Raw genomic sequence first — 26,433 nt, forward strand, 5'->3', positions numbered from 1 at the left:
AGTCGCTCCAAAAATTGGCTGTCATCCATCATGGATGATTTGTAACTTGATGAACCGGTTTTGTAAAGTAGGAAGTTTTTTGCGACTGACTACGGTTGACTGAAGCATCGCAATCGGACAATCTCAACTATGTCACCTTGACAGTCAGGTCCGCAGGCAAAGTGATTCTGAGGTGGAACGGACGTCCGGTATTGTCGCCTTCTGTGGCCAGAATCAGCCTGACATCCCCCCCTTGTTTCTGCACAAATTTGCGTACCGCGTCCATTCCCACACCGCGTCCGGAAATTTCTGAAACTTTGTCTGTGGTGGAAACACCCGATATAAAAATCAGTTCTGCCGCTTCCGTGTCAGAAATACTGGCGGGATCGGTGGCTATGCCCTGTTCAATAGCCTTGGCTCGCAGTCGATCCAGATGCAGGCCTTGCCCGTCATCTGAAATGAGCAACTCCACCGTGTTCTGGTCCGCATAAGCGATATGACACCGGATAGTGCCACGTTCCTGTTTGCCTTTGCTGGTGCGGATTTGCGGCTGTTCAATGCCATGATCCATGGCGTTGCGGAAGAGATGGACAAAAATATCCTTGATCCAGGGCGCCGCTTTTTTTGACCAGCGGATGCCCTGGTCCTCCAACTCAATCAGGGGAGGCCTTTTTCCCAGTTCATGAGCGAGTTTTGTCAGGCCTTTGAGTAGTTCACTCAGGATATCCTTGAGACTATGAGTGTGAATGGCCTTGAGCACATTTTGCAGGGCTTGTGCGACTGGAGAGGCTGTTTCTGTCAGCGTTTGCTGAATTTGGTGAATGATCGACAGCAGGGATTGATCCAATAAAATGCCATCTTTTTTTTCTCCGACGAAACCTTCCAGTTTCTCCTGATAGATCTGCCGGTATGCGTTGAGTTGTTGTTCAACACTGGTCAATTCTTCTAACAGCCGGGGGATGTTCCAGGCTTGATCAGGACGTTTGCGTAGCTGGTCATAGGACTGTTCAGCCTGATGGGTAACATCGGTGAGGTGAGTGAGTCCGTAAGTTCGGGCATTGCCTTTGAGCGTGTGCATGTTGCGGAACAGCGTGTCAAGGGTTTCACTGTTTTGATTGTGCTGACCGGCAAGACTGGTTTTATTTTCCCGGATAAACTGATCGCCAGACTCCAGAAACGCCTGAAACTGACTGGATGACAAGGCCAGAATCTCACCGATCATTTCCAGTTCAGTACGTTGTTCAAGGGCTTGTGCCTGAAGGTACTTCAATTCTGTCACATCACGCACACACAGCAGAATCTTCTCGATTTCTTCATTCTCATTACAGATGGGCGACCAGGTGAAATCCAGATGCCTGGTTTTGCCGTGGATTTCTTTTTGAGCCTGTTGAATGAACAAATGCCGGTTGCATATAAAATTGGCCACATCTTCCTGAATGCAGGAGCCAATAGCCGTATCCAGTTGATTGAGCTGGTCAGGTCCCAGGTTGGTATCCGTGAAAACCAGCTCCAGCACATCCCGGTTGGCGATATTTTCCGTATCAAAAATACGTTCCACAAACGCGGAATATTCCGGATGAATTTTATTCGCTTCCCCGATGGCCATGATACCTTCCTGCAGATTGGCCAGCATACTCTGGATATCAACGGTTTTCTGGCGCAACTGTGCGGTGCGCTCCGCCACCATGTCTTCCAGACTCTCATTGATTTTTTGCAACAGTCCCACCAGGCGCTTGTTTTCCACAAAGGTATCAGCGAATTGATTGCTGGCAACCCACATGATGCTGCAATTCAACAACAGAATTCCAGCGAATGAAAGCGATATGGAGCGAATGAGTCCCAAGCCCAGTAAAATATCGTTGATAACCACAATAATCGCGATCAGTGTTCCGCCCAGCAATACCATCACAGGCTTTTTGTCCATAACACATCGGATCACGGTGAACAACATGACCACACAGAGCACCGCCAGACTGAGCAGGTAGACGGTTCGCAATGTCTGAAACAGATCCAGTGACTGATGGAAGACCGCCATTCCCAGAAACGTCAGGCCCATGAGACCAAACCAGATGCCCCAGAACCAGTTCCATTTTGTGTAAAACCGATGAAAAAACTGCACAAACAGATAATTGGGATAGATGGTGATGATGCCAACGTAGGAAAACATCAACAGGGATTCAGGCGTGAAAAAATGTAGCAAAACATCCGCGGGGGCAATCGCAAACGGAATCACCATCACCCCAGTCATTCCGGCTACCAGATAAATGAGAGCCCGGGTTTTGGAATAAACCAGCAGAAAAAATAATCCGAAGAACAGCATGACAACGCCGGAATACTGGCGCAGATCTCCGCTCCAGAAATGACGCAGGGCAATGCTCCAATCCGCGTCATCGTATTCTCTCAGATCAAAGGGAACCTGATACACGCCTGTCATCATCATGGTGTCAACCCGAAAAGTCAGGACATGGGACGGTTGGGTGATTTTGAACAAAACCGGAATCGGCTGGATGGCATAAAATTGTTCAGCCATTTTTTTACCAGTTCGTTCAAAAATTATATTTCCGTCCAGAAACACCTGAACCCGACTCATGTAACATTCCAACTGAAACAGAACAATCGTGCCAATGAGCGATGGCTCAAATTCAAGATTGGCCCGGTACCAGCCCACCCTGAAATTCTGATGGTCGCCATAGATCTTTTTCCAGGGGCCCGGTGTTTTTGCGATTTTCCATGAAGAAACATCAATTTCAGGTTCTTTATTCTGAGGCAAATCGTCACGTGTGAACAGCCAGTTTCCTGTGAGAGGAAAAGGTTCTTTGAGATTGCTGATCTTAAATTGACAGGAGTCACATTCCAGCATCTTGTCAGGGTCAGAGGCCCAGGCTGTCAGGCCTGCCAACACCAGGCAACACAAACACAGCCATGTCTTGATATAGTTCATTCATGCCCCTTCATACAGGTGATGATTCCGTTCGTTGTTTGAGGTAATGGCCTGGATTTTTCCTGACAATTTCATGCGGATAAGTCAATCCCGGTTTATTGAGGCGGCAACCGGATCAAGTTTTGAAATTGCTTCATTTTGGCTTTTACCCGTTCGTTCACATATTCCTCATCCTGATATTCTGTCTGAGGGTGTGAACCTATCCGATATTCTCCTGTTAAATTGGCATATTGAGTCAACTCCTCCGGTTTGTCTGGAAGACGAATCCCGGTGAAATGTTTCAACACATAAGGGCCATAGTCATTACTTGCCTTGAGCACACTGATATGTGCTTTCAATTCCAGAACAGCGTCTTGTGTTTTCAACGCCAGGCTTTCAGAAAGGTGAGTCACGGGCCTTCCAGTGTTTTCAGCAATCAGATTGGCGGTCACCTGATATTCCCCGGGTTGCGCCACCTTCAATCGCAGAGGAATCACCAGATGGGAACCCTCAACGCGCTCAGGTCCAACACTTTTCAATTCAGCGACGGACAAATCATAGCGAAACAGCGTTACCGCAGAAAATTGTTTGTAACCTGCGAAAGAATACAACACTTTTAACTGTAGTTCATTGGACCAGGAGTCACTGTCGGCCAAGGATGGCTTGAACTCTCCCCTAAAGGAAATTTCTTTCCCGGGGGGCTGATTCAACGGCAAATTGATTTGGGCGATTTGTTTATTGTCACTCCAGAGTTCTGCCTGAAGGTCCAGCATTTGCGGCAGTGGCTCACTGGTCATGGAAAAGACCTTGAACGTGAACGAAATGGGCTCGGGTTTGAACAGATGAAATGCCGGGAGTATCAGGCTGTAAGCAAAATCCTTGGCTTGTGGAATCTGTCGCCGGACTTCAACAAATTCGTTAGGATTTAACAACGCGTGATCCGTTTCTTTCAAAGGTGTGGAGTAGTCTGGATATTTTATGTTTTCAGCAAATTGCTCAAATATTTCTTTGAGTCGTTTGTTGCCGGCGTTTCGTCCCTGTAACTCAATTTCAGGCTCAGGTGGAGGGGGGAGTTTATCGGCTAAAGTCTTCTTTTTTTCTGTTTCCGGCCAGTCAACAGGCTCATTCCTCCTTTCAGCAGATACGGTTTCCTGCTCAATTCGAGGTTCAGGTTTGCTGACGTTGGTCTGTTGAGGCTCTGGTACTGGTTCCTCTTCAACATTCAAAAAGAAATACCCTGCGATACCAACCAGCAGAAGTAACATCACAATGATTATTTTTTTCATGGGCAGGTCTTGTCCTAAAGGTTGTAATAACGATACCTCCAGTACCGTAATTTATTATTCAGTATCAGCAGTTAAAAAATCTACTGACCATTCACATCAGGTTTTAAGTTTATATAAGAATTCTGTGCCATTGGTCAAATCCCACTTTTAGCTGTGTGACGCTCAGACTGTTAGCAATCGACTGAATCCTGTCCACGCCATGGATATTAATATCAGTTTCAGAAACGCTAATGTCACTTCAGCTAACCCGCACCAACACCCGAAATCCACACTTCTGTATCAGGGGGAACCATGAAAAATATGATTAAATACCTTGGAATCTGCTTTATTTGCGCAGGCTTGATGGCCTGCGGTCAGTCGGGCAATCAAAATTCAGCTTCAGACAGTCAGGATCAAGCCATCAGTGCCAGTGATGTTAAAGTGATTGATGCTGAGTTGATGGACCAGCAGGATGTTGCCCGCATTGGACAACACAATACCAACGTGATTTTTATTCACGGTTGGGGAAACTTTTTTGACAATGGCACCTGGCTTTCGAATACCACGTCCGATCTGTACTGGGGATTCTGGGAATCCCAGTTAAACGATAAAGGCATTGCCACCAGGCATGTAAAATGGGACACAAAACGACGTGTTAGCCCTGACATCAAGGGGAGTCAATTCAAGGAAATCGTTCAGAAATATCTGGATATCCTCAACAGCGGACATTGTGCCAACGGCTGTGTGACCATCACTCACTCCACCGGGGGTCTGGTTCTGGATATGCTGCTCACCCGTGCCAATGAGTCGGGAATTTCGGGTGCTCAGGCCAAAATCATCAACAATACCATTTTAGGTGTTGAAATCGCGTCAGCGGCCGGCGGTGTGAAAGCGACAGACATTGCGGTTGATGTGCTTGAAAGCGCAAATTGCAGTTGGGGAATCGGCGAATTTGTGATTGAAACCACACTCAAGGTTCTTGGCGTCGATTATGACTGCGACCATCCTGAATCTCTGGGGGCAACCTATGATTTGAATGTCGCTGTAGCCCGGGCCAATAATCACTCTGACAGTGTCACCATTCCGATTCTGAACGTTGCCGGCTATGGTCATTTTACCAATGACATCATGAAACCGTTCCTGGAAGGTACCAATGACGGTGTTGTCGCAATGCACAGTTCCTGTGGAGGCAACCGGTTTGGCTCCTATGAAAGCTGTTCCAGAACATTGGGGAAAGATGGGGAATACAACGACACCTTCAATGCGCCCAACACCTACAAAAACCATTTTCCCTACATCATGACAGAAGAAGGTCATGGTTCAGAATTGTATCCTTGTCTGGTGGATTTCCATATTTCAGTGTTGTCTGATGACCCGTTAGACGGCTTGGTCTGTGTGATACCCTTCATAAAATACAGAACAGAAACGGTAGTGAGCAATTACGGGTATTCAAATCTTGATAACAGCAAGAAAACAACAGAGGGAATTTGGTGGTGGAAATCCTATTTCAAACGTCTGGATGACAACAGGGAAATCTATAATTCTCCTGCCGGTAAAATAAGTGGGCACCTGAGTACGCATGTCATCAATCATTTCTACTGGTAAACTCCTGAGAAACCTATTCCTTCCGCATTGAGTCCCCCGTTCTTCCTGTGTTCAGGAAAACGGGGGATTTTCTTTTTAAACCGCTCCATTTGTATGGACGTGTCTCCAACTGAATCAGAGGCCATCGTTGTTGTTTCGCCAGTTACAGACGGTCGCCTGTAAAGGACCATCGTCATCGTTTCACTGATTTTCAGGCTCGGAAAAACACCTTTCCCGGTATGGTTTTATACGGTTTCCCCCGATAATAGGCGAAACGATGACGATAGCCCAGAATCTGCTTGACAAAGATCGGTTCACACCGCAAGAACTTTTCAAGAAATCCAATCGGGAACACTCCCGTTTCATGACACGAGCCTGCGGAAACCATCCATGAAAAATTTTCTGATTCTGGGACTGATGGTATTATGGATCGGCTGCCCCTCCAACCTCTTCGGGGTGGAAACCGTGAAAATCGCAGCGATTTTCGGAAAAACCGGACCCGCAGCCAAAAGCAATTTATTTCATCTGCAAGGGGTTCGGTTTGCCGTACAGACCTTGAATCAACGCAGAGGATTGCTGGGCAAGCCGGTGGAATTGGTGGAATTTGACAACCAGAGTAGCGCGCTGGGATCCCGATTTGTCACCAAAAAAGCCATTCAATCCGGAGTGATCGCGGTCATCGGCGCTTCCTGGAGTGAGCATTCCCTTGCCATGGCGCCCGTGTTGCAAGAAGCCCGAATTCCCATGATCTCCCCCATTTCCACTGATCCGGAACTGACGCGTATCGGGAATTATATCTTTCGGGTATGCTTCACCGATGAGCTGCAAGGAAAGATTCTATCCCGTTTTGCCAGACAGGATCTGCACGCCAAAACGGCGGTGATTCTGACCAAAGTCACTCGACAGCAAAGCCGCAACATATCACAGTTGTTTCAGGAACAATTTGAAAAGACCGGCGGTACAATCCTGTGGGAAGGCGATTTTGAAGACTCCATGACGGATTTTGCTCCATTGCTGAACAAAGTCCGAAGCCTGAATCCAGACCTGGTATTTTTTCCTTCCGGCAAGGCAGGATTCGCCATCACCCAGGCCCGAAAAATGGGAATCATCACTTTATTTTTGGGGAGCGATGGTTGGAGCGACCGTGCTTATGATTATGGCGGATCGGTGATCAAGGGAAACTATTTTACCACGCATTGGCATCGGGATGCGCCAACGCCCGTGAGTCAGGCCTTTGTCAAGGCGTATGAGGCTCAACACCACAAAATCGAAGTGAGCGGAATTCCTCTGGCTTATGATGCCGTCATGGTTTTGGCGGATGCCGTCCATCGCGCTGGAACGTTGATTCCAGCACAGATCCGTGATGCGCTGGCACAAACTCGTGACTATCAGGGAGTAACCGGACTGATCACACTGGACGAGGCAGGGGATCCGATCAAACCGGTGGTGATTCTTCAATATGGCCCCCAAACCTCCCAATTTATTAAAATGATCGATCCCGCTTTATGAACATGACCTGGAAACTCCGACATAAGATCCTGGGCGCCCTGCTCATCAACTTTGCCATCATTTCCCTGATTTTTACCACGGTCCAGATTCCCTTTCAGGAACGTCGAACCCAAACCGTGGTGAACAAGGTCAAGTTCCTGCTGCACCGCACCATCAAACGCGATGAGGCGGCATATGCCAATCTGATTTTTGAACGCAATCTCCGTAGCCTGAATTTAAAAATCGACAGCCTCCTGAAAATTGACGGATTGCTCACTGTTGGATTTTTTGATGAGACCGGCAAATTGCTGGCATCCGGCGGGAATCCCGTATTGAAACAGAATTTGCCACAACATCTGGTGGAAACCTTGCGCAACAGGGCTCGCATCTGGATTGCGGAGTGGCAGGGCCAAAAAACCATTCATTATGTCCAGGAAATCCGGGGATTCGGAGAACGTATCGGTTTCATCCGGTTTTATTACACGTTGCTGGATATTGAGCAGGAACAGCGATTGTCCTTTGTGATCTTCGGCAGTTTGCTGGGAAGCATCTTTCTGATCATGGTATTGTTGCTCAGTTGGTTTTTGTCCCGTAGCATCATTTTGCCGATCGTTCATTTGCGCCGAGGCATGCGCCAGGTTCAGTCCGGAGAGCTCGGACATCAGGTTCGGATTCCGGGAAACGATGAAATCAGCGATCTGGCCCAAGCCTTCAATCACATGTCCGAATCCCTGGCTTCGTCCTATCATCAGATCGAGCAGCAAAACACCGAACTGAAAGTCGCACGGGAACAATTGGAGGAATATGCACTGGAGCTGGAACAAAAAAATGCTATCATCGCCAGTACCGCCCATGCTTACAGTCGGTTCTTTCCGCATGAATTTCTGGAACATCTCAGCAAGCCCAGCATCGTGGAAGTGGAACTGGGCAACAGCGTGCAGCGGGAAATGTGTATTCTGTTTTCCGATCTGCGGTCGTTCACGTCTCTATCCGAAACCATGACACCCGAAGAAAATTTTCGGTTTTTGAATGCGTATCTCAGCCATATGGGACCGGTGATTCGAGGCAATCATGGATTCATTGACAAATATATCGGGGATGCGATCATGGCCTTGTTTGATCATGACGCGGATGATGCCGTCAAGGCCGGAATCGAAATGCTTCAGCAACTCAACCGTTATAACGAAACACGCACCAGCCCTTCCCGTTTGCCGATCCGCATGGGCATCGGCATCCACAGGGGATTCTTGATGCTGGGCACCATCGGAGAGCATAAACGGATGGAAACGACCGTCATCAGCGATACGGTCAACCTGGCGTCCCGCCTGGAAGGCATGACCAAAATGTATGGGGTATCCCTGCTCATCAGTGACGCGGTGCTGCATGGCCTGCGGAAGCCTGGAGACGTGGAGGTCCGTGTCATTGACCGTGTTCAAGCCAAGGGCAAAAAAGAACCGGTGACTATTTTTGAAATTTTCAACGGCGATCCGCCTGAAATGTTTGACATGAAAAGCATCACACGAAAACCTTTTGAAGAAGGCATTTCCCTATATCATCTCAAGGAATTCGAGGAATCCTTCCGATGCTTCCAGAAATGTCGTTCCCTGTTTCCCGACGACAAGGCCACTCAGATTTACATCAAGCGCTGTGAACACTTCCTGAAAGTCGGTTGGGATGAAGAGTGGGATGGAGTCACCCAACTGGAGATCAAATAAGTAGAGATCAGCATGCCAAGAATCATCTCTGTTCCTTAATGGCACTTCCTTTCGCTTCCGGAGTTGTTTCGCCAGAACTAAAGTCGGTGCTATTTTGAATTCAAGCAACTGGTGGTAATACTTCCAGAAATCCTCAAGCACAGATTTCAGAAACTCTTGATGTAGCGGGACAACAGGGGATAGTTTTTTATAAGGGCGTCCTTCATGAATCCAGCACAGAGCTAAATCCAGGGCCAGTAGTTTGAATTGAGGCGCGTCATCACAAACCAGTAATCAATACATCGGAATGTGATATTTCCGCCGAGCCATCAGGGCTCCAGCTTGTGCTTGAAGGTTGCTGATAATTTGGGCACCTTTCAAAAGTAGTTGACACTTTGCTGTCGTTCCCGCGCAGGCGGGAATCCAGTCCATCTCCAGGGCAACGGACTGGATACCTGCCTTCGCAGGTATGACATTGAAGGGCAAACTGTAAACTAAAATTCAGTCTTTTTGAAAGGTGCCATAATTTGCATAGGTTTTCATATAGAAACCAATCCTGCCTGTGTTTCAAGCAACCCAAACCTGATCTGGAGTCCGTTATAATCAGAACATGTTGGGTACATCAAAGAGGGCAAACTCGATTGATTCCGTTCATTACTCAGGCATTAACAGCTCATTTTGGATCAAAATACTATCCTTCATTGATTCCTCAAAACGATGATATTGCCATAAAAATGGCCTCATAGTTTTCACCCCCTTGAACGGTTACAAAATACTGGCCAAACGATGACTGTGACCAATCACAGGATACTTAAAGGGAGAAATTCTAAAATCCCAGTTCCGCAAGGAGTGAGTCCACATCATTTTGTGAACTTTTCTGGGTTTCGCTTTCATCGGGTCCATGAAGTTTGATTTTTTCATTTTCAGAACCAATATCAATTCTGGTAAGTATGCCATCTTTATCATTACTGTCCTGTTCGCCCATTCTCGAAGTGTAGGTCTGGATCAGTTTGAGTAAACGCAACTCCAGTTTTTCCATGAAATCAATGATTTTTTTCAGAGTTTGGCCAGTCAGATCCTGGAATCCCTGGTTGGACATGATGGCAATGTATGAATTTTCATCTTCATGCAATACCCCCAGGAGTGCTTCAATTTTACAGTGGAGTTTTTCTTTGATCATCAGTTTGAGTTCACCCATTTCCTTGCTGGTCTGTGGATGTTTGGTGTGAACCGCATCAAGTTTTTTATACAGCAATTCGCAGGACTCTGACATTTCCCTGGCAAGCTCAATATTTTCCTCGCATTGCTGCAATAGCTTTTCCAGAAAATCCAGATTGTCATTGGTGGCATCTTCAAGACGTTTGATGACAGAATACAGTTTTTGCACAGCATCCGGCATTTCATCGGTTGCATGCTGGATTTCAGACGGATCAATATTGTGAGACAGTTCCTGAAGTGAATTATAGATCTCACGGGTTACCTTACCGATCTCTTCAAGAAGCAGATAACTTTCCTGGGATGATGTCAGAACATTGAGTTGATTGAGTTCGATACGAATGTCATCCTGGTCCTGACGAATGATGGCTTTGAACAAGGAACCAATGACCTGGAGGATATGAACCAGTTTTTGCTGGTCTTCGCTTGCAGGAAGATGCCGGGTCAGATAAGAAACCTGTTCCACCAGTCTCAGCAGGGATGATTCAATATTTTTAATCTGGCTGGAAAGGTCGGTAATGAACTGATACGCCTCTGCTGATTCTGTTTTGCGTTCAGGAATTTCAAAGGTCAGTTCGTCTTTTTTCAGTCTTCCCAATGTCAGTTGAATCAACGCACTGATCATATCCACAATTTCCATGCGGACTTTGGTTTTGATCAGAGCATGATGCTGGTCTTTCAAAAAATCGACAATCTGTTTGTCATCGGTGAATGAACTGAGGGGCAGGTCTTCCAGAAATTTCCAGTAGTCCAACAGCCACTGTTTGAACAGGTTGTAATCAGACAATAACTGTTGTTTGGAAATGGTAATTTTATATTTTCGGATCATGAACTGCTCCGGAAGAACAAAATGTTGAACGATTATTCAGAATCACCGGGATGTGATTATCTGTTCCCTATAAGACGGCCCTGAATTTTTCAAGTGAATCTTGACTGAAGCGATGACAGCGCCAATGAACAGCATTCATGGTTTCTCTCCAGTCAAAAGATTGGCCTTCTATTCGTCCAGTTCGTCACTGTCTGGACCGGATTCGTCGATAAATTCCTCATCCATCTCATCCGTTTCCTGTTCCAGATCATCTTCAGAGTCAACCTCAATCTCCTGATCAAGGAGCACTTCCGCCGTTTCAACATCCGCGTCAACTTCTTCCGGATCCATCACTGGCGCGATAGCAATCACAAATTCATCTTTTGCCATTCTGATGAGTCTGGATCCCCGAGTGACTCTGCCAACGGTAGACGGAATATTGGCAACTGGAATCAGAATGAGTTTTCCCCCCTGAGTGATGATGAATAATTGATAATGATCCATCACTTCCATTGTTCCAACCACCTGTCCGGTACTTTCATCCGATTTAATATTTTTTACGCCGCGATTTCCTCTGTGTTTGGAAAGGGTGTAAGAGTCAATGGGGGTTTTTTTGCCAAAACCATTTGCTGTCACAGTGAGCAACTGGCCTTCTCCGGTCAAGGCGATGGCTGAAACCACCTGGTCATCACCCCGCATTCTGATACCAATCACACCACGGGCTGCTCTTCCCATCGGTCTGATTTCATCTTCATGAACCCTGAGTCCCATGCCATTCCGTGTGGCAAAAAATAGCTCTGAATTGCCATCGGTCAGTTGTGCCGAGATCAAGGCATCCCCCTCATCCAGGGTAATTCCCCTGATGCCACTCACACGGATCCGGTCACAATCCAGTAAATGAATTTTTTTGCAAATTCCTTTTGCTGTACACATCAGAATGTATTTGCCTTCAGAATTTTGAGGAATCCGAAGATAGGTGCATATTTTTTCATCTGGACGTAACGGTAAAATATTGATGATCGCTTTTCCCCGTGTATTGGGTCCACCGGATGGCAGTTGAAACACCTTTTTGGAGAAAACCTGACCCATATTGGTGAAGATCAGCAGGTAATCGTGGGTGGATGCCACAATCATTTTTTCTACAAAATCCTCATCCTTGGTATTCATGCCCTGCCGCCCCTTGCCGCCTCTTCGCTGCAACCGGTATTCACTGACAGGACTGCACTTGATATACCCGCTGTGAGAAATTGTGACCACCATGTCTTCTTCATTGATCAGTTCCTCAATCGCGATTGAACTGTCTCCTTCAATGATTTCAGTTCGTCGGGGATCGTTGTATTTTTCAAGAATTTCCTGACATTCCTTGCGGATGATGTCCAAAACAAGATGGTCATCAGACAAAATGTTTTTGTAATTGGCGATAGCGGCCATGGTTTCATCATAATCCCCCCTAATCTTGTCTCGTTCAAGACCTGTCAGTCGTTGCAGACGCATTTCCAGAATCGCATGGCTCTGTTCCTTGCTCAGTTGATATTTTTCCATCAACAGAGTTTGCGCGATGGGGCCGCTTTGGGCACCACGAATAATTTCAATCACATCATCAAGATGATCCAGAGCGATTGTGAGTCCCTGAAGAATGTGGGCCTTGGCTTCCGCCTGTCTCAATTCAAAACGCGTTCGACGGGTGACAACCACCATCCGGTGTTCGACAAAATACTGAAGCACTTTTTTGAGGGGCAGGATTTTTGGCTGACGTTCCACAATCGCCAGCATGATGACACCAAAGGAAGATTGAAGTGCAGTGTGTTTGTAAAGATTACTCAGCACAACATTGGCATTTTCATTCCGTTTGATCTGAATATAGATCCGCATTCCCTTGCGGTCTGATTCATCCCGCATGTCTGAAATGCCTTCAATTTTCTTGTCACGTACCAGTTCAGCGATTTTTTCAACCAGATTTGCCTTGTTCACCATGAAGGGCAGTTCGGTGATAATAATGGCTTCCCGATCATTTTTTTCGGTTTCAATGTGCGATTTTGCCCGAACTTTGAGGATACCCCGTCCGGTGGTATAGGCATCAAAGATTCCTTTTCGTCCAATGATGGTGCCTCCGGTTGGAAAATCCGGTCCCGGTATAAACTGCATCAGATCAGCGACTGTCGCATCCCGATGATCAATGTAATACAACAGGGCATTCATGATTTCGCCCAGATTGTGAGGCGGAATGTTACTGGCCATTCCCACGGCAATCCCTGTGGAACCGTTGATCAGCAGATTGGGAATGCGGGTGGGCAACACCGAAGGTTCAGACAGGGAGTCATCATAGTTCGGTGTGAAATCAACCGTATCTTTCTCAAGATCAACGAGCAGTTCATGTGCCAGTTTTTTCATACGGATTTCGGTATAACGCATGGCGGCCGGTGAATCGCCATCAATCGAACCAAAGTTTCCCTGGCCATCGACAAGTTGATATCTCAAGGAAAAATCCTGAGACATGCGAACGATGGTGTCATACACGGCCGCATCACCATGAGGATGGTATTTACCAATCACATCCCCCACCACTCTGGCTGATTTCCGATAGGGTTTGTTGTAGTCATTTCCCTGATCATGCATGGCAAAGAGGACTCTGCGGTGGACAGGTTTCAAACCATCACGAACGTCCGGCAAGGCACGTCCCACAATCACACTCATCGCATATTCCAGATAGGAAGTGCGCATTTCATCCACGATATTTTGATTATAAATCTGCTCTGCCATTGATGTTCCTGATTGGGAAAAAGTTATTGTTATGAATCAGTCCATTGAAAAAATGGGGATTTGGAGGTGAGCCAATCCACTGTCCGGAATGGTTCCGGTGCGGCTTAATCCATGCCGCACTTTTCCATGAGTTAAAGTTTGATCACTTCATAGTCATGGTTTCGTTTATGGAGAATTGTAATTTTATTGATGACATCGCCCTTTTGGATAGCATTCACTACATCCAATCCCTCCTTAACTTTGCCAAACACCGTATGTTTTCCATCAAGATGAGGTGTTGAAACATGCGTGATGAAGAATTGACTGCCATTGGTTCCGGGACCTGCGTTTGCCATGGAAAGGATTCCGGGACTGTCATGTTTTTTAGAGGAAATTTCATCGGCAAAGCGATACCCCGGACCACCAGTGCCCGTTCCAGTAGGGCATCCTCCCTGGATCATGAAGCCGGGAATGACTCGATGGAAATTCAGTCCGTCATAATAGCCCTGTTCGATCAGCGAAATAAAATTCGCGACCGTATTGGGGGCGTCATCTTCATACAATTCGAGATGAATCACACCCCGGGTTGTATCTAATTCAACCTCGGGTAAGGCCAGATCTTCTTCAGGTTCATAATCAAGATCCTCATCGTCAGCACTATCTTGAGGCAACATGGAGGGAAGATCGCCCAGCCCCAGTGATGCCAGATCAAAATTGGAAAAAGGTGAAGATGTTTCCGCGTCAACCCAGCGCCCGTTTTCAAACATGAACAATTTTCCCACGCCACGGAAGGGATTATAAATTTTGACAAAAGATTCATCATCTTCGCCTTCCAGAGTAATTTCCTTATCGGTTTCTTCAATAATTTTTCCGGCGTATTTGACCTGAAGTTCCTTTGAAAAAATGATGCGTTTGTCTTCCACTTTCATAGATGATCTCTTTGTTTAATTAAGGTTAAAGAAAAACAGTCCATTTTCCTGAAGAGAATGGACTGTCAGAGGGCAATGAGGAAGTCATAACAGACTGGCTAATTGGAATCTGATAGATTGGATTTTTGGTGGGATGTCATTCGTTTGGCTATTTCCATATAAGGTTTCATGGCTTCATGAAGTTTGGTTTCAGACGTTAAGCGCAACTCAAGGATGCGTTGACGTGCTTCTTCCCAATAGATTCTGTAGGCATCACGCCGGAGAGACTGCGGCCATTGTTGGCAATAGGTCCCACCTTTTTCAATGAAAAGTTCATCACCTGTATGAAAAAAAGCTCGCACAGCATGCAACGCCACCGAACGTTGGTGATGACCAGCGCAATGATCCAGAAATTTTTCAAAATGTTCAATGAATTTTTTATGTTTTTCAGGCAAACCATTCCGGCTTAAATCATACAGGCCCGAGCTAAGGTCTATCAAGGACCGGAGACATTCAGGCGGAGGCATCGTTTCCATCTGGTCAAGTACCTCAAGAATGTCCTTCATGGTGTCTTCAGGGCCTGGCTTGAAAGATAAAATCGTCATGACACAATTATACAGCACATTGTATTTAGCGTCCTCGTCCACCTCAATTTTCCGGGTATCCCGGACCATGAAATTTCGAAATTTATCATCAATCCGTGATTTGGGTTCAAAATTACAGATGATCTTGAGGAGAATACGTGTGATCGCTCTGCTTTCCGACCAGAACAGGTGGGTATCAATATACCGGATTTTTTTTGCGAAATCACGCTCTGCGATGAAGCGAATTTCTTCATCCTGTTCTCGTTGGATGAACAGCATTTGCGCGTCGATTGCTGTTTCTATGACGGATAACGGTGTTGCCGGATAATTTTCAACGGCACGGATAAAAGTAGCGATCAACTGTTTTTCAGTTGTCAAACTCCCCATATGCCGTCCGGAATGCTGAGTGACACCGATCGCGCTGGATAAACCGTGTTCCTGAATAAATTTTTCAACGGCTGTCGATGTTTCTTCCGCATTGCCCGGTTCATGGGGAATCCTGTCGATTCTTAATTTGTAACGATGAGGCCAGCGGTTCCAGTGTTGAAAAAACGATCTGGGGGGCGACAGAACATCATCAGTGGTCTGAATAACCATCACAGGAATCGCTGGAGAAACTCTGTATAAATTGGCTGTATAATTGATACCGATACGATCCTTGATGATTGTTTGCTGGTCATCCATGTCACTGACTTCAATCAATGGCGCAGCAAATTCGTCGTAATTATAGGATGTCACCCCATCCACATTGCTTTTCACCAGTTTGGCAAAATGGTGTGTGACCATTCGGGGTGGATTGGTCACACCTTTAGCCACAAGGGCCTTCAGATGTTTATGATTCAGGGTGATGGGATTGATCTGGGCATCAATCAATCGCTGAAGGATTTTGCTGAATTCCAGGGGGGGGAGTTTCTGGAGTTTTTTCAGGAAGTCCTGTCCATTGAAACTGAGCAACTTGTCAAACATTGGAATTTTGAAAACGACATGCAGAAATTCGGTGACAGGCATTGCCCCATCGTAACCAATTAAATCAAACAAATATTCACCAAATTTCGCGACACTGTCAGGAATAAAAAAATCCTTGCTGAAGTGAACCGGTGAACTGAGGATCAGTAAGGCCTTGACGGAAGTGATGAGCCGCGGTCGTCTGACCGCATCAAGAATGGTTTTAAAAATAGAAATCATGCCACCCATGCTGTGTCCTCCCAGGATAATCTGGGGTTTGCCCGTGCGTTCACGGACAAAATCAATCATGGTAGTGCACAAGTATTCTGTATACACATCAATGTTTGCATGGTTGTCTTTGCGTTCATGATCCAGAATAAAAACCCGACTGCCTTCACGGACCAGGTAGTAGTCCAGACTGTGATTGCCTTCAAAATGAAAGGAATAATAATTGGAGCAGAAACCCGGAATCAAACATATCGGTGTGGGCTTCGTCTGTTTTCTGGGAACAATTTCCCATATTTTGACATAATTCCCATGGAATCTGAAAATTTTATGGATGTAGATATTTTTGATATAAAAGGGAATTGGATGGCCATCCGGATGCGTTTTGTGAATTTCTGTGGTTTCAATGACATTGAATTTGTACGATGTTGGAACATGACGGTCATTGTATAAAATTCTTGAACGGGGTAAATCCTCCGTTAAAAACTCCACCGTTTTATGATCAATCTGTTTTTTGAGCTGTGCTTCAACTTCGTTGTAATTGGTAGACAACCCCAAAATATGTAAAACATCCAGAAAATCAGTCATGTTTTTTAAATAGAACATGTCTTTTTCCTGCACCAGGAACGCTCTTTTCCGGAGATTATTGGCGCGTTCGTGGAGGGACATGAAATACTGGTTGTGCAGGTGTTTATAAATCCTGTCAAAAATATACTGAGGGTGTTTGAGTTCCACTTCAGAAATCACTTCAGCCAGATTTTTACCGCCTTTCGCAGGACATCGCCTGAGTAATTGATAAATTCTGTTGCACAGTGCCCTGATCATCATTTCTCTGGATTTCAGTGAACCTGATAGTTCAGTAGTAGATACAGAGATCAGGCTTTCTTTATCAATTGTTGTGATCGCATTCATAATTATCCTTGATACAGAATGAACGTTTCCGGATGGAGACTGAAATCAGGTTGTTATGCGGATGGAACAGAAGTCTTTATGTGATCAACAGCATGTAATGGCGCATGGTCCCCTTTAAGCAGGTGATCTATGGCCGAATAAACCAACCGTTGCCGGTTCAACAGATTTTTTCCGTTAAACGCAGGCGATTCAATATCAATGCTGACATGGTTTCCATTGGAGGTGACATGAACTGTTGACTCAGGAATGGATTGTTCCAGCGTTTCCTTCACAATGATATCCAATGATTTACTACTCCAATGTAGATGTTCCATAGCGATTCCTTCAATGAGAAACAAGTGTAAATTTACAACCACTGTGGTTTGAAACCATCATCAGTCTGTTCAGGTTGATCAAGCATGAAAGAGGTTTTGCAACCACAGGAACCTTTGGCTTTGGGATTATTGAATTTCAGACCACGGTCCGTCAGACCATAACCCCAATCAATTTCAGTGCCATCCACATAAAGGTGGCTTTTTTTGTCTACAAGGATTCCAATTCCCTGTGATTCAAACTCGAGATCAAATTTACTTTTCTTGGAATCAAAATCCAGTGTGTAGGTGAACCCCGCACAGCCTCCGCCTTTCACACCAACCCGAAGTTTGACCTCATGCTCCACATTTTGCTCCTGCATGATTTTCTGGAGTTCTTTTGCTGCGTTTTCTGTGAGTTTAACCATAAATTCCTTTAATGAGGCGTTTCACTGACAAGATTACGGTTCCAACCCGGTATTTCAATTACAATATCCTGAGAACCATCAGGAATGCACTGACAGGCCAGACGCGAGTCTCTGCGAAGTCCCGGAGCCATATCGAGCATATCTTCTTCATCCTCCGTCGGAGTATTGCAACTGTCCAGGCCTTGTTTCACAAAAACATGACAGGTTGAGCATGCGCAAACTCCACCGCATGAATGATCTATCATGATACCGTTGGCTTCGGCAATTGACAGAATGGATCCTTTTTCACCAACAGGATTATGCTCCAAACCTTCCGGCGTGACTTTGATCGTGACATTGGCTGGAAGAAATGTGACCTGATAGGGGGTCGTGCTCAAGGTGGTAGATGATTTTTGCAGATAGGGATTGAAGCCTGCCATGAACTCCTTTTAGATCGATGAACTCAATGTTCCGGGTTGTTACTATGACTATTTAAGGATTATACTCAAGGCAACTTAAAATTCCAGAGCAATTTGAAGAATAAACGACAGTGAACAGGAAGAAGGAGTGACATTCGTAAATGTAACTGCCTCGATCACACGAGTTATGGTCATTCCAGCTTGATTTTAAACAACCAGTTTCTATATGGACATAGGAAAGCCTCTCCGAAGAGGAAAATGGTTTTTCCCTGGTTAGATGGGCCTCCAAAGCCAATTAATGTGGGTCCCTGATAAACAAGTCGAATTCCGGCGTATTTGCGACCATGAATTCTTCTTTCATGTCCCTTAGGAACGTTGGCTACCAATTTAAGCCGATACAGTTAAGTACCCGATCAAAAGTTTTTTAACATTACTCTGGTTCCTGACATCTCGTCGGGAACCGTTCCATAATGCACCTCTGGTGCCCTTCCACGGTTCGTTGGCAAGCCACCGAAGGTGGGATAAGGAGGGTTCCCCACCAGAGGTAGGGAACCAGAAAAAATGTTTAAAGATTTATGGTCGGGTATTTATCTGATGTGACTGAACACTCACAAGGAATGCTCTTACAGAAGAAACACATGTATAAGCACATCTTGCGGGCGTTCTAAAAATCGAAGAGCTAAGTGATTGAATACAAAAGTGTATCAGCTTACTTTGATAGAAGGCATACCATTTGCTTTATGGAACCTTTGTATCTATACGCCAACGTCATCTCGAGAATGTTTATGAAAAAATGGAAAGTGAGTTACAAAGTCACCATTCTGCAAATCATGTTTGTTCTGTTGTTTATCACTCAGGCCAGCATGATGGCTTTGTTTTATTTTGGTTCCACCAATATCATTTTTGATCTTTCTGAAAAAATCACTAAAGAATTGACAGCCAAAATCATTGAACGTTCCACTAATTTCATCAATTCTCCTGCTTTACAGACCAAACCGGTCAGCCAGTTGGTCAAAAGTCACAAAATCATGGAAAACCATGAAGAAATGTGGAAGATCATGTGGGAACAACTCATGGTCTTTCCTCAGATTCAATCTATTTTTCTGGCAGACGCTCAGGGCAGTTATGTTCAGGTCCGCAGAGAACCTGATTATGCCACTCGTTACATCGACCGTTCTGGAGAAACTCCCTCGGAAATGTGGTTTTTCAGAGATGAAAATTATAATTTACTGAAAACAGAATCCAATGTACCAGATTTTGATCCAAGAACGCGTCCATGGTATAAAAACACTCACAATGATCTCAAAATTTACTGGACAGATGTTTATGTGTTTACAACCGCTAAAACACCGGGATTTTCCGCAACCTATCCGGTGCTGGATGAAAATGGAAATGTGGCGGTCGTGGTGTGCATCAACATTCCGTTACAAAGTCTTTCAGATTTTCTCTCTGAGCAGAAAGTTGGCAAAAACGGGCTGGTGTTTATTGTCAATGAAAAAGACCAGATTATGGCCTATCCAGACTCCAGCAATACGGTTACAACCGATGAAAAAACAGGGAAAATGCGCCTTTCTACGGTCAGTGATCTACACAAGAACTGGATTTCAGATGCCTATCATACTTTTAAAGAACACGGGGTGACCAAATTCAAATCGACCACCCAGGGAAAAAATTATATTACGAATGTTGTACCCTTCCCTAAGTCCTTCACTTCAAAATGGCAGATCTTTGTGATTTTGCCGGAAGATGATCTGTTGGGGTCTGTCAATGAACTCTTGATTCAAGCGCTGTTTATTGCCCTGGTGATTTTTGCTTTTTCGTTTATGGCAGTTTATTTCATGGCCAATGTCATTACCCGGCCGATCCGGAAACTGTCAACCGCGACAACTCAAATCAAGCACCTAGAACTGGACAATATTGATCTTGAAGAATCAGCGATCAGGGAAATTGATGAAATGAACAATGCCTTGTCGTCTACAGCTCAGGGATTGCAATCTTTTGCCAAATATGTCCCCAGAGCTCTCGTAAGGGAGTTGATCCAACTGGGGAAAGAAGCGCAATTGGGTGGCGATCAGGAAACACTGACTATTTTCTTTTCTGATATTGCGGGCTTTACCAATATTTCGGAAGGCATGGATCCTCAGGCTCTGGTGTTTCATTTATCTGAATACCTTGAGCAGTTGTCCAACATCATCATGGAAGAACAGGGAACCATCGACAAATATATCGGCGATGCCATCATGGCCTTCTGGGGGGCTCCCATGAAACAGGAAAATGCTCCCTATCTGGCTTGTCGAGCGGCCTTGCGTTGTCAGAAACGACTCACAGAGTTAAAAGAAAAATGGCGCAAAGAAAACAAACCTTTCCTGGAAACCCGAATCGGTCTGCATACTGGACTGGCAATTGTGGGTAATTTCGGGTCACAAGACAGGATGAACTATACCATCATCGGGGACAGTGTGAATCTGGCCTCCCGCCTGGAAGGGATCAACAAACATTATGGAACTCATATCGTGATCAGCGAAGACACCTGGCGTCAGGTTTCAGCTCAATTTCATTGTCGTTTGCTGGATATCGTTGCTGTTAAGGGAAAAACTGCCGGCGTAAAAATCTATGAATTGATTGCGGAAAAAAGCAGTGAACTTCCTGCTCAAATTCTCGAATCCAACCAGCTTTTTGAACAGGCTCTGCAATCCTATCTCAATAAAGATTGGGACTCAGCGATCAATCTGTTTACCAAAGCGCAAGAAAAAAATCCTGAAGACCATGCCGTTCAATTATTTCTCAACCGAAGTCAGGATTTCAGGGAACACCCTGAAAAACTACCGGAAAACTGGGACGGAACCATGATATATACCCAAAAATAGTATTGATCTCAGCCACACATCAAGACCACATTCTTTTTACGGAACAGTAAAAACGCCCCTGTTTTCTGCTCCGTTTTTTAATATCCCCTGCATGAAATGATAATTTTTTGTAAAAGGGGATTTCCTTTTTAAACCAAATTTGTCAGGAGTAATCATGTTTCGTGTCAAATATCGTGTCGGTCAATCATCAATTCCATGTGCAGGAAACGGTTTGTTTGTTGAGGAACAGGTCACACCCGGGAAAATCATAGTGGCTCCTGACGGCATTGATCGGATTATAGATGATACTGAACTGAAAAAACTGCCAACCGACAGCATCGAATATCAAAGCTCGGTGTGCTGGTTTGAAAATATTTATTCATTAACACCAGACTGGCCTGATGAATGTTATATCAACCATTCATTTGACCCCAACGGAATGTGGCATCTTGGATTTGTCTTTTGTATGAAACCCATTCAACCGGGAGATGAACTGACCATTGATTACCGCTATCTCATTAAACCGGGCGATGACATCGGTTTTGATGATGCGGTCACAGGAAGAAAAATCATTGGCTACCACTGGGAGGAAAACATCTGGAATTCCACCCAAAAACTTCTGCAGGTGTTGCAACCGCCACAATCCTGATGTCGGTAAACTGCATATCAGATCACCTTTATTTTTCGGGATAAACCGGGAGCAACCGGGGATTGCTCCTCTTTTCAGTTTTTGTAAACACCGTTTTTTCAAGGGGATGTATGCAGACCAAACAGGATCTGATCCGGCGCAATCATAATTTCATTCTGGCTTTTGCGCTGATTGCACTGATGTATTTCCAATCTACCCGTCAATTCATCGCTACAATCTATTATGAAAACCTGACCGGCATGGGGATGAGTCCCTCGGTGGGATATCTGGCTGTTTTTCTGGCGCCATTGCTGATGGTGTTCCTCAAGGAACTGAATGTCAACATGGTGATGCTGGTTTCCGGAGTGGCCATTATCCTGCACCGTCTTTATGGAAGCCTGCATTCTGAAGCCAATTTATACATGCTCTTTCATGCGGTTGTGATCATCGCTTTTGGAACCTATTTCCCCTCATTTCTAACGATTTACTACGCCTTTCATGCCAAACATAAAATGCATACAATGCCATGGGCCATCATTATCGGACTCGTGCTGGCCATCTTGACGGACATCACACTGTGTGTGCTTGGTGATACCCTGGACATTACCATTGTCGGAATCACCGGGATCTCACCTGAGTCTTCGCTGAGTCCTTTATGGTTCACCTTGTTGATTTGCGCGATGGCCCTGTATTGTGTGTGTGTCAACTATCTCCACATCCTTGAATCCTTGCCTTCCATCCGTGTCACTCAGCGTTCAGGACAGCCCGTATCGAGTTTCTGGCCTGGAATCTGTCTGGGATTGCTACTCAGTGTGTTTTTCATTCTGCTGGGAACTCCGGGTACCGCGATCCGCTGGACAGAGGGAAGTTATAACGTGGTCATTCTTTCCTGTGTGGTGTGTCTCACCGTGATGATCATGCTACTGCAATGGTCCCTTGTCAGAAAATTGCTGTTTCATCCGGTTTCTCAAGTTATTCTGAATGCGTTACAATTATTGGCCATTATTGATATTTTATGGATGGATTACGGATTATACCAGTTTCTTGCCGGCATTGCCCTGAGTTCCCTGATTATGGATATGTTTATTCTGTTTCAGATTGTTGGAACCAGAAATTATTCCATCATCCATTTTATCCGATTGACGGTGGTGGGCATCATCACCTTTCTGGTGATCCTGTTTTTATCCATAGCAACGTTGGTCTGGGCGCATGTTGGCCCACCGGGACTATTTCTCAAAGGGCAGTTGATTCCGCTCCTGACAGGTGCCAGTCTGGTCTATATCACCACGTCTGTTTTTTATAACAGCCGGATTTATAATGATCTGCAATCTCGTGACTGAAGGAATGTATGGAAAAAATTTCGACATGGATCATCACTCTGAGTGCTTTTTTTCTGTCACTGCTCAGTATCATTTATCTGTTGAATCAGAAATCTCCTGAACCGGTCACCCCGGCAGAAACGCTGAAAGTGATGACCTACAATATCCATCAGGGATTCAATAATGCGGGAAAAGTCGATCCAACGCTGTTTCTCAGAGCTATTCAAGCCGAGAATCCAGATTTGCTGGGATTGCAGGAATCCGATACAAACCGTGTGATTTCGTCCAACTATGATCTGGTCCGCTGGTTGGCTAACAAACTGGGCATGTACAGTTATTTCGGCCCGAAAACCAAAGATAATATTTATGGTGTCGCTCTGCTGTCCAAATATCCACTTGAAAAAACCAACACGATTTTTCTGGAAAGTGTGGCTGACCAACGTGTGGTCATTGAAGCCCATGTCCAATATCAGGGAAAATCTGTTCATGTGATGGTTGCCCATCTGGGACTTTCCGTGGAAGACCGCTTCAATCAAACCCGCTATCTATGGGAAAATGTTTTGAAAAAACTTTCGGAACCCACCATTCTGATGGGCGATTTCAATACGGTGGACTGGGAAGATTTCGCGGATGAACAGGCACCCTTACACCATCAGGGCAGTTTCTGGTATTCACACCACTACAAGGAATATGAGGATCGACTGGCGGAAAGCAGGAAAAAACACATCATGGAACGTGCCGCTGAGGCAGGATTTCATGGAATGTCTTCGTTCAGGGAATATATGACGGACACATGGAAACTCATGAATCCCGGGAATTTTTCCGCATTCACCTGGTTTGACACCAATGAAAAACTGGGGGTTCCCTATGAAAGATTGAGCCCCTCAGTCAGAATTGACTATGTTTACGCGTCCGATCATTTTAAAGTGATCGAATCACATATTCTCAACGATCGAAACACCCTACAGGCTTCAGATCATTTACCACTGATTTCTCAGTTGAAATTCGACAACTTTCAGCAACTGTGACAAATCTTCCCGGAATCAGGGCGAACACACAGGTTTGCCCCTACAATTTGTGACCAAAAATTGGCTCCCCCAAAAAATTGCCGTAACGTTCAACCAGATCATGGATTCATGGTGTACTGATCTTTCAAAGTGTACACATGTTTCGTCCAGATTCGGTCAAAACGATCCGTATCAACCACAGCTTTCTGTATCATTAATTTGCACAGACTCCTTTGTGGCGCGGTACTGCTTGTTTTGGAATAAAGTTGCAGGGCAAACTTGGAAAAATCTCTGACGATGAAATCAAAAATCTGCTCCAGAATATCGTCTTCCACTTTCAGCAGACGGGCATTTTCAATGATCAGTTGTCCATAAACAACCAGCGTGAACAATTCTCCCAGAATCAGCAGAAAATCAATGTCCTCAATCTGTTTTTTACCGGGCTTTGCGGCAACCAGCAGGAGTTTCAGCAGTTTGATCTGTTTTTTGAAAATATTGATGTTGGGCAGATTCACACTGTTGTAGACCTGTCTGTAATCATGGAATTTGATCTTGCTCAAACCTTTGGTTGGCCCTTGATTGAACAGGAAACTGTCATTCACAGGTTTATTCATTGTCGGGATTTCCTTAAACTCACCTGGTTTAAAGAAATAGTTTGCCATGAATTTAATGATCAGCGCCATATTGACATGCACTGTTCCTTCCAACTTGGGCAATGCCCGGATATCTCGAACAGCCATCTCAAAATACATGTCTTTTTCAAAGCCTTTAGCCGCGATGACATCCCACAGCATGTTCATGACTTCCTCACCCTGAGTTGTGACTTTCATTTTAACCATGGGTGTATACAGCAGATAACGCCGGTCTTCACTGGAAGCGGCCCGCATGTAATCAATACCCCGCAACGCAAACAGTTTCATGGCGATCAACCGTGCATACGAATCCACAAACAATTGTTTGATATGCACAAAATCAGTGACATAATGATCAAATAATCTCCGTTTTGAGGCATGATTGATGGCTTCATACAGCGAGTGTGTGCAAATTCCAATGGAGGCCCATCCCAGATTGAACTTCCCGACATTGACCGTGTTCAACGCGGAATCCCAGGCGTCTGTTCCTTTAGTCAGGATATCATCTTCGGTGATAGGATAATCTGTCAGCTTGTATTCGGCCACATAGTTCTGGGAGTTTGCCACGTTCTTGACGCATTCATATTTTTCGTGACTGGATTCTACCGCAAAAAATACATAATCCCCGGATTCCTTGAATTTCCCGAAAGTTGAAACAAGAGCAGCCTTGTTCCCATTTCCTATGTAGTATTTACTCCCGTTGGCTGTATATCCGCCCTTTCCATCAGCGGCCAGAAACATATCACTGGAATAAATATCCGCGCCATGTTCCTTTTCCGACAATCCGAAAGCAAAGATTCCTCCTTCCTTGAGTAATTCCGCGGTCTTCTTTTTGATGTTCTCATTAGCCCCCATCCAGATTGGTCCCAACCCCAGAATAGTGACCTGCCAGGTGTACCAGTAACTCAAGCCAAAGAACCCCAGAATTTCATTGATCTGACAATTACGGTAGGTGTCCCATCTTTGATTTTCTGAGCCATAGGGAGCCGGAGTAAGGAATGTCGCGAATAATTTTTCATTTTTTGAAAACTCCAGAAAATCCGCATACCACAAGCGTTCATGATCGTCATGTTTCAGCTTTGCTTTTCCACGATTCTCAAAAAAAGCAACAGTCTTCATCACAATTTGACGGGATGCTTCGTCCAGATGTTCAAATTTTTCTTTTGAGGGGTTTAACAATAACATGTGTGGCTCCTTATTGAAATTTTCAGAGAGATTCGAAGTATCTGTTTTTTGCCGGTATAGTAGAAGAACTCAATACCAACAAGATGGTTATCCTGAAAATAAAGTCCATAATCCAGCCCAAGTTTTATCCTGTTAATAATAACTGACGGTTCGCTAGAAAATTGTCCAGGTTGGGGAACTGGGGCTGGAAGCCTTTTGATAAAAATTTTAGGCACCTTTCAAAAGTAGTTGACACGTTGCTGTCGTTTTCGCACAGGCAGGCAGGTGGACCTTGAAAGGCAAACTGTAAACTAAAATTCAGGCTTTTTGAAAGATGCCCAAGAAAGTCTGGAAAGTATGACATTCATCATATCCGGAAAAAGGCTGGTTACTCTATAAAGTGCAGGTCTCAACAGGCTTTCATGCAATTTAAGTTAATATTCTTTCAGGAGAAG

The 26,433-nt window shown here is 45.0% G+C and carries 17 protein-coding genes; 7 read left to right on the forward strand and 10 right to left on the reverse strand.

Annotation, left to right across the window (positions count from 1 at the left end; all coding sequences use genetic code 11):
• Window positions 1-127: 127 nt before the first annotated feature.
• Both HQM11_12800 and HQM11_12805 read right to left on the reverse strand, forming a co-directional pair.
• On the reverse strand, window positions 128-2,920 hold the full coding sequence (locus HQM11_12800; protein MBF0351904.1) for an Hpt domain-containing protein: 2,793 nt from the start codon (window positions 2,918-2,920) through the stop codon (window positions 128-130).
• Window positions 2,921-3,015: 95 nt separating this feature from the next.
• The gene (locus HQM11_12805) at window positions 3,016-4,185 is read right to left on the reverse strand and encodes a hypothetical protein (protein MBF0351905.1); all 1,170 of its coding nucleotides are present in this window, start codon (window positions 4,183-4,185) and stop codon (window positions 3,016-3,018) included.
• A 291-nt stretch (window positions 4,186-4,476) separates the two neighbouring features.
• On the opposite strand from HQM11_12805, the gene HQM11_12810 reads away from it, so the two are divergent.
• The 3 genes from HQM11_12810 (at window position 4,477) to HQM11_12820 (ending at window position 8,951) form a co-directional block, all read left to right on the forward strand.
• The gene (locus tag HQM11_12810; GenBank protein ID MBF0351906.1) at window positions 4,477-5,769 is read left to right on the forward strand and encodes a hypothetical protein; all 1,293 of its coding nucleotides are present in this window, start codon (window positions 4,477-4,479) and stop codon (window positions 5,767-5,769) included.
• Between the two features lie 369 nt (window positions 5,770-6,138).
• A complete protein-coding gene (locus tag HQM11_12815; GenBank protein MBF0351907.1) occupies window positions 6,139-7,257 on the forward strand; it encodes an ABC transporter substrate-binding protein in 1,119 nt (372 codons plus the stop codon).
• 2 nt (window positions 7,258-7,259) lie between these two features.
• The gene (locus HQM11_12820; protein MBF0351908.1) at window positions 7,260-8,951 is read left to right on the forward strand and encodes a HAMP domain-containing protein; all 1,692 of its coding nucleotides are present in this window, start codon (window positions 7,260-7,262) and stop codon (window positions 8,949-8,951) included.
• Window positions 8,952-9,756: 805 nt separating this feature from the next.
• Here the strand turns inward: HQM11_12820 and HQM11_12825 are convergent.
• The 7 genes from HQM11_12825 to HQM11_12855 form a co-directional block, all read right to left on the reverse strand.
• A complete protein-coding gene (locus HQM11_12825) occupies window positions 9,757-10,974 on the reverse strand; it encodes a protein phosphatase CheZ (protein ID MBF0351909.1) in 1,218 nt (405 codons plus the stop codon).
• 168 nt (window positions 10,975-11,142) lie between these two features.
• Window positions 11,143-13,713 carry a DNA gyrase subunit A gene (gene gyrA / locus HQM11_12830; protein MBF0351910.1) on the reverse strand — a complete coding sequence of 857 codons (2,571 nt, stop codon included), beginning with the start codon at window positions 13,711-13,713 and terminating at the stop codon, window positions 11,143-11,145.
• Window positions 13,714-13,844: 131 nt separating this feature from the next.
• Window positions 13,845-14,366 (reverse strand): peptidylprolyl isomerase, encoded by a 522-nt coding sequence (locus HQM11_12835; protein ID MBF0351911.1) that lies wholly within the window; start codon window positions 14,364-14,366, stop codon window positions 13,845-13,847.
• A 353-nt stretch (window positions 14,367-14,719) separates the two neighbouring features.
• Window positions 14,720-17,266 carry a hypothetical protein gene (locus HQM11_12840; protein MBF0351912.1) on the reverse strand — a complete coding sequence of 849 codons (2,547 nt, stop codon included), beginning with the start codon at window positions 17,264-17,266 and terminating at the stop codon, window positions 14,720-14,722.
• Window positions 17,267-17,319: 53 nt separating this feature from the next.
• Entirely contained in the window at window positions 17,320-17,580 is a 261-nt protein-coding gene (locus HQM11_12845) for a BolA/IbaG family iron-sulfur metabolism protein (protein MBF0351913.1), read from the reverse strand.
• Between the two features lie 32 nt (window positions 17,581-17,612).
• Window positions 17,613-17,984 carry an iron-sulfur cluster assembly accessory protein gene (locus tag HQM11_12850; protein MBF0351914.1) on the reverse strand — a complete coding sequence of 124 codons (372 nt, stop codon included), beginning with the start codon at window positions 17,982-17,984 and terminating at the stop codon, window positions 17,613-17,615.
• Between the two features lie 8 nt (window positions 17,985-17,992).
• On the reverse strand, window positions 17,993-18,403 hold the full coding sequence (locus HQM11_12855) for a 2Fe-2S iron-sulfur cluster binding domain-containing protein (GenBank protein ID MBF0351915.1): 411 nt from the start codon (window positions 18,401-18,403) through the stop codon (window positions 17,993-17,995).
• Window positions 18,404-19,167: 764 nt separating this feature from the next.
• Between HQM11_12855 and HQM11_12860 the strand changes: the two genes are divergently transcribed.
• The 4 genes from HQM11_12860 to HQM11_12875 all read left to right on the forward strand — a co-directional run bounded on the left by HQM11_12860 (window position 19,168) and on the right by HQM11_12875 (window position 24,203).
• Entirely contained in the window at window positions 19,168-21,249 is a 2,082-nt protein-coding gene (locus tag HQM11_12860; GenBank protein MBF0351916.1) for an adenylate/guanylate cyclase domain-containing protein, read from the forward strand.
• 154 nt (window positions 21,250-21,403) lie between these two features.
• On the forward strand, window positions 21,404-21,877 hold the full coding sequence (locus tag HQM11_12865) for an SET domain-containing protein-lysine N-methyltransferase (GenBank protein MBF0351917.1): 474 nt from the start codon (window positions 21,404-21,406) through the stop codon (window positions 21,875-21,877).
• Window positions 21,878-21,987: 110 nt separating this feature from the next.
• Window positions 21,988-23,196: a hypothetical protein gene (locus HQM11_12870; GenBank protein MBF0351918.1), complete on the forward strand. Its 1,209-nt coding sequence runs from the start codon at window positions 21,988-21,990 to the stop codon at window positions 23,194-23,196.
• A gap of 8 nt (window positions 23,197-23,204) precedes the next feature.
• Complete coding sequence (locus HQM11_12875) at window positions 23,205-24,203, forward strand: endonuclease/exonuclease/phosphatase family protein (GenBank protein MBF0351919.1); 999 nt, start codon at window positions 23,205-23,207, stop codon at window positions 24,201-24,203.
• Window positions 24,204-24,301: 98 nt separating this feature from the next.
• On the opposite strand, the gene HQM11_12880 is transcribed toward HQM11_12875, so the two are convergent.
• Window positions 24,302-25,999, reverse strand: coding sequence for an acyl-CoA dehydrogenase (locus HQM11_12880; GenBank protein MBF0351920.1), 1,698 nt, complete (start codon window positions 25,997-25,999; stop codon window positions 24,302-24,304).
• Between the last annotated feature and the right edge of the window lie 434 nt (window positions 26,000-26,433).

It is taken from the genome of SAR324 cluster bacterium (genome assembly GCA_015232315.1).
Taxonomy (GTDB): Bacteria; SAR324; SAR324; order SAR324; family NAC60-12; genus JADFZZ01.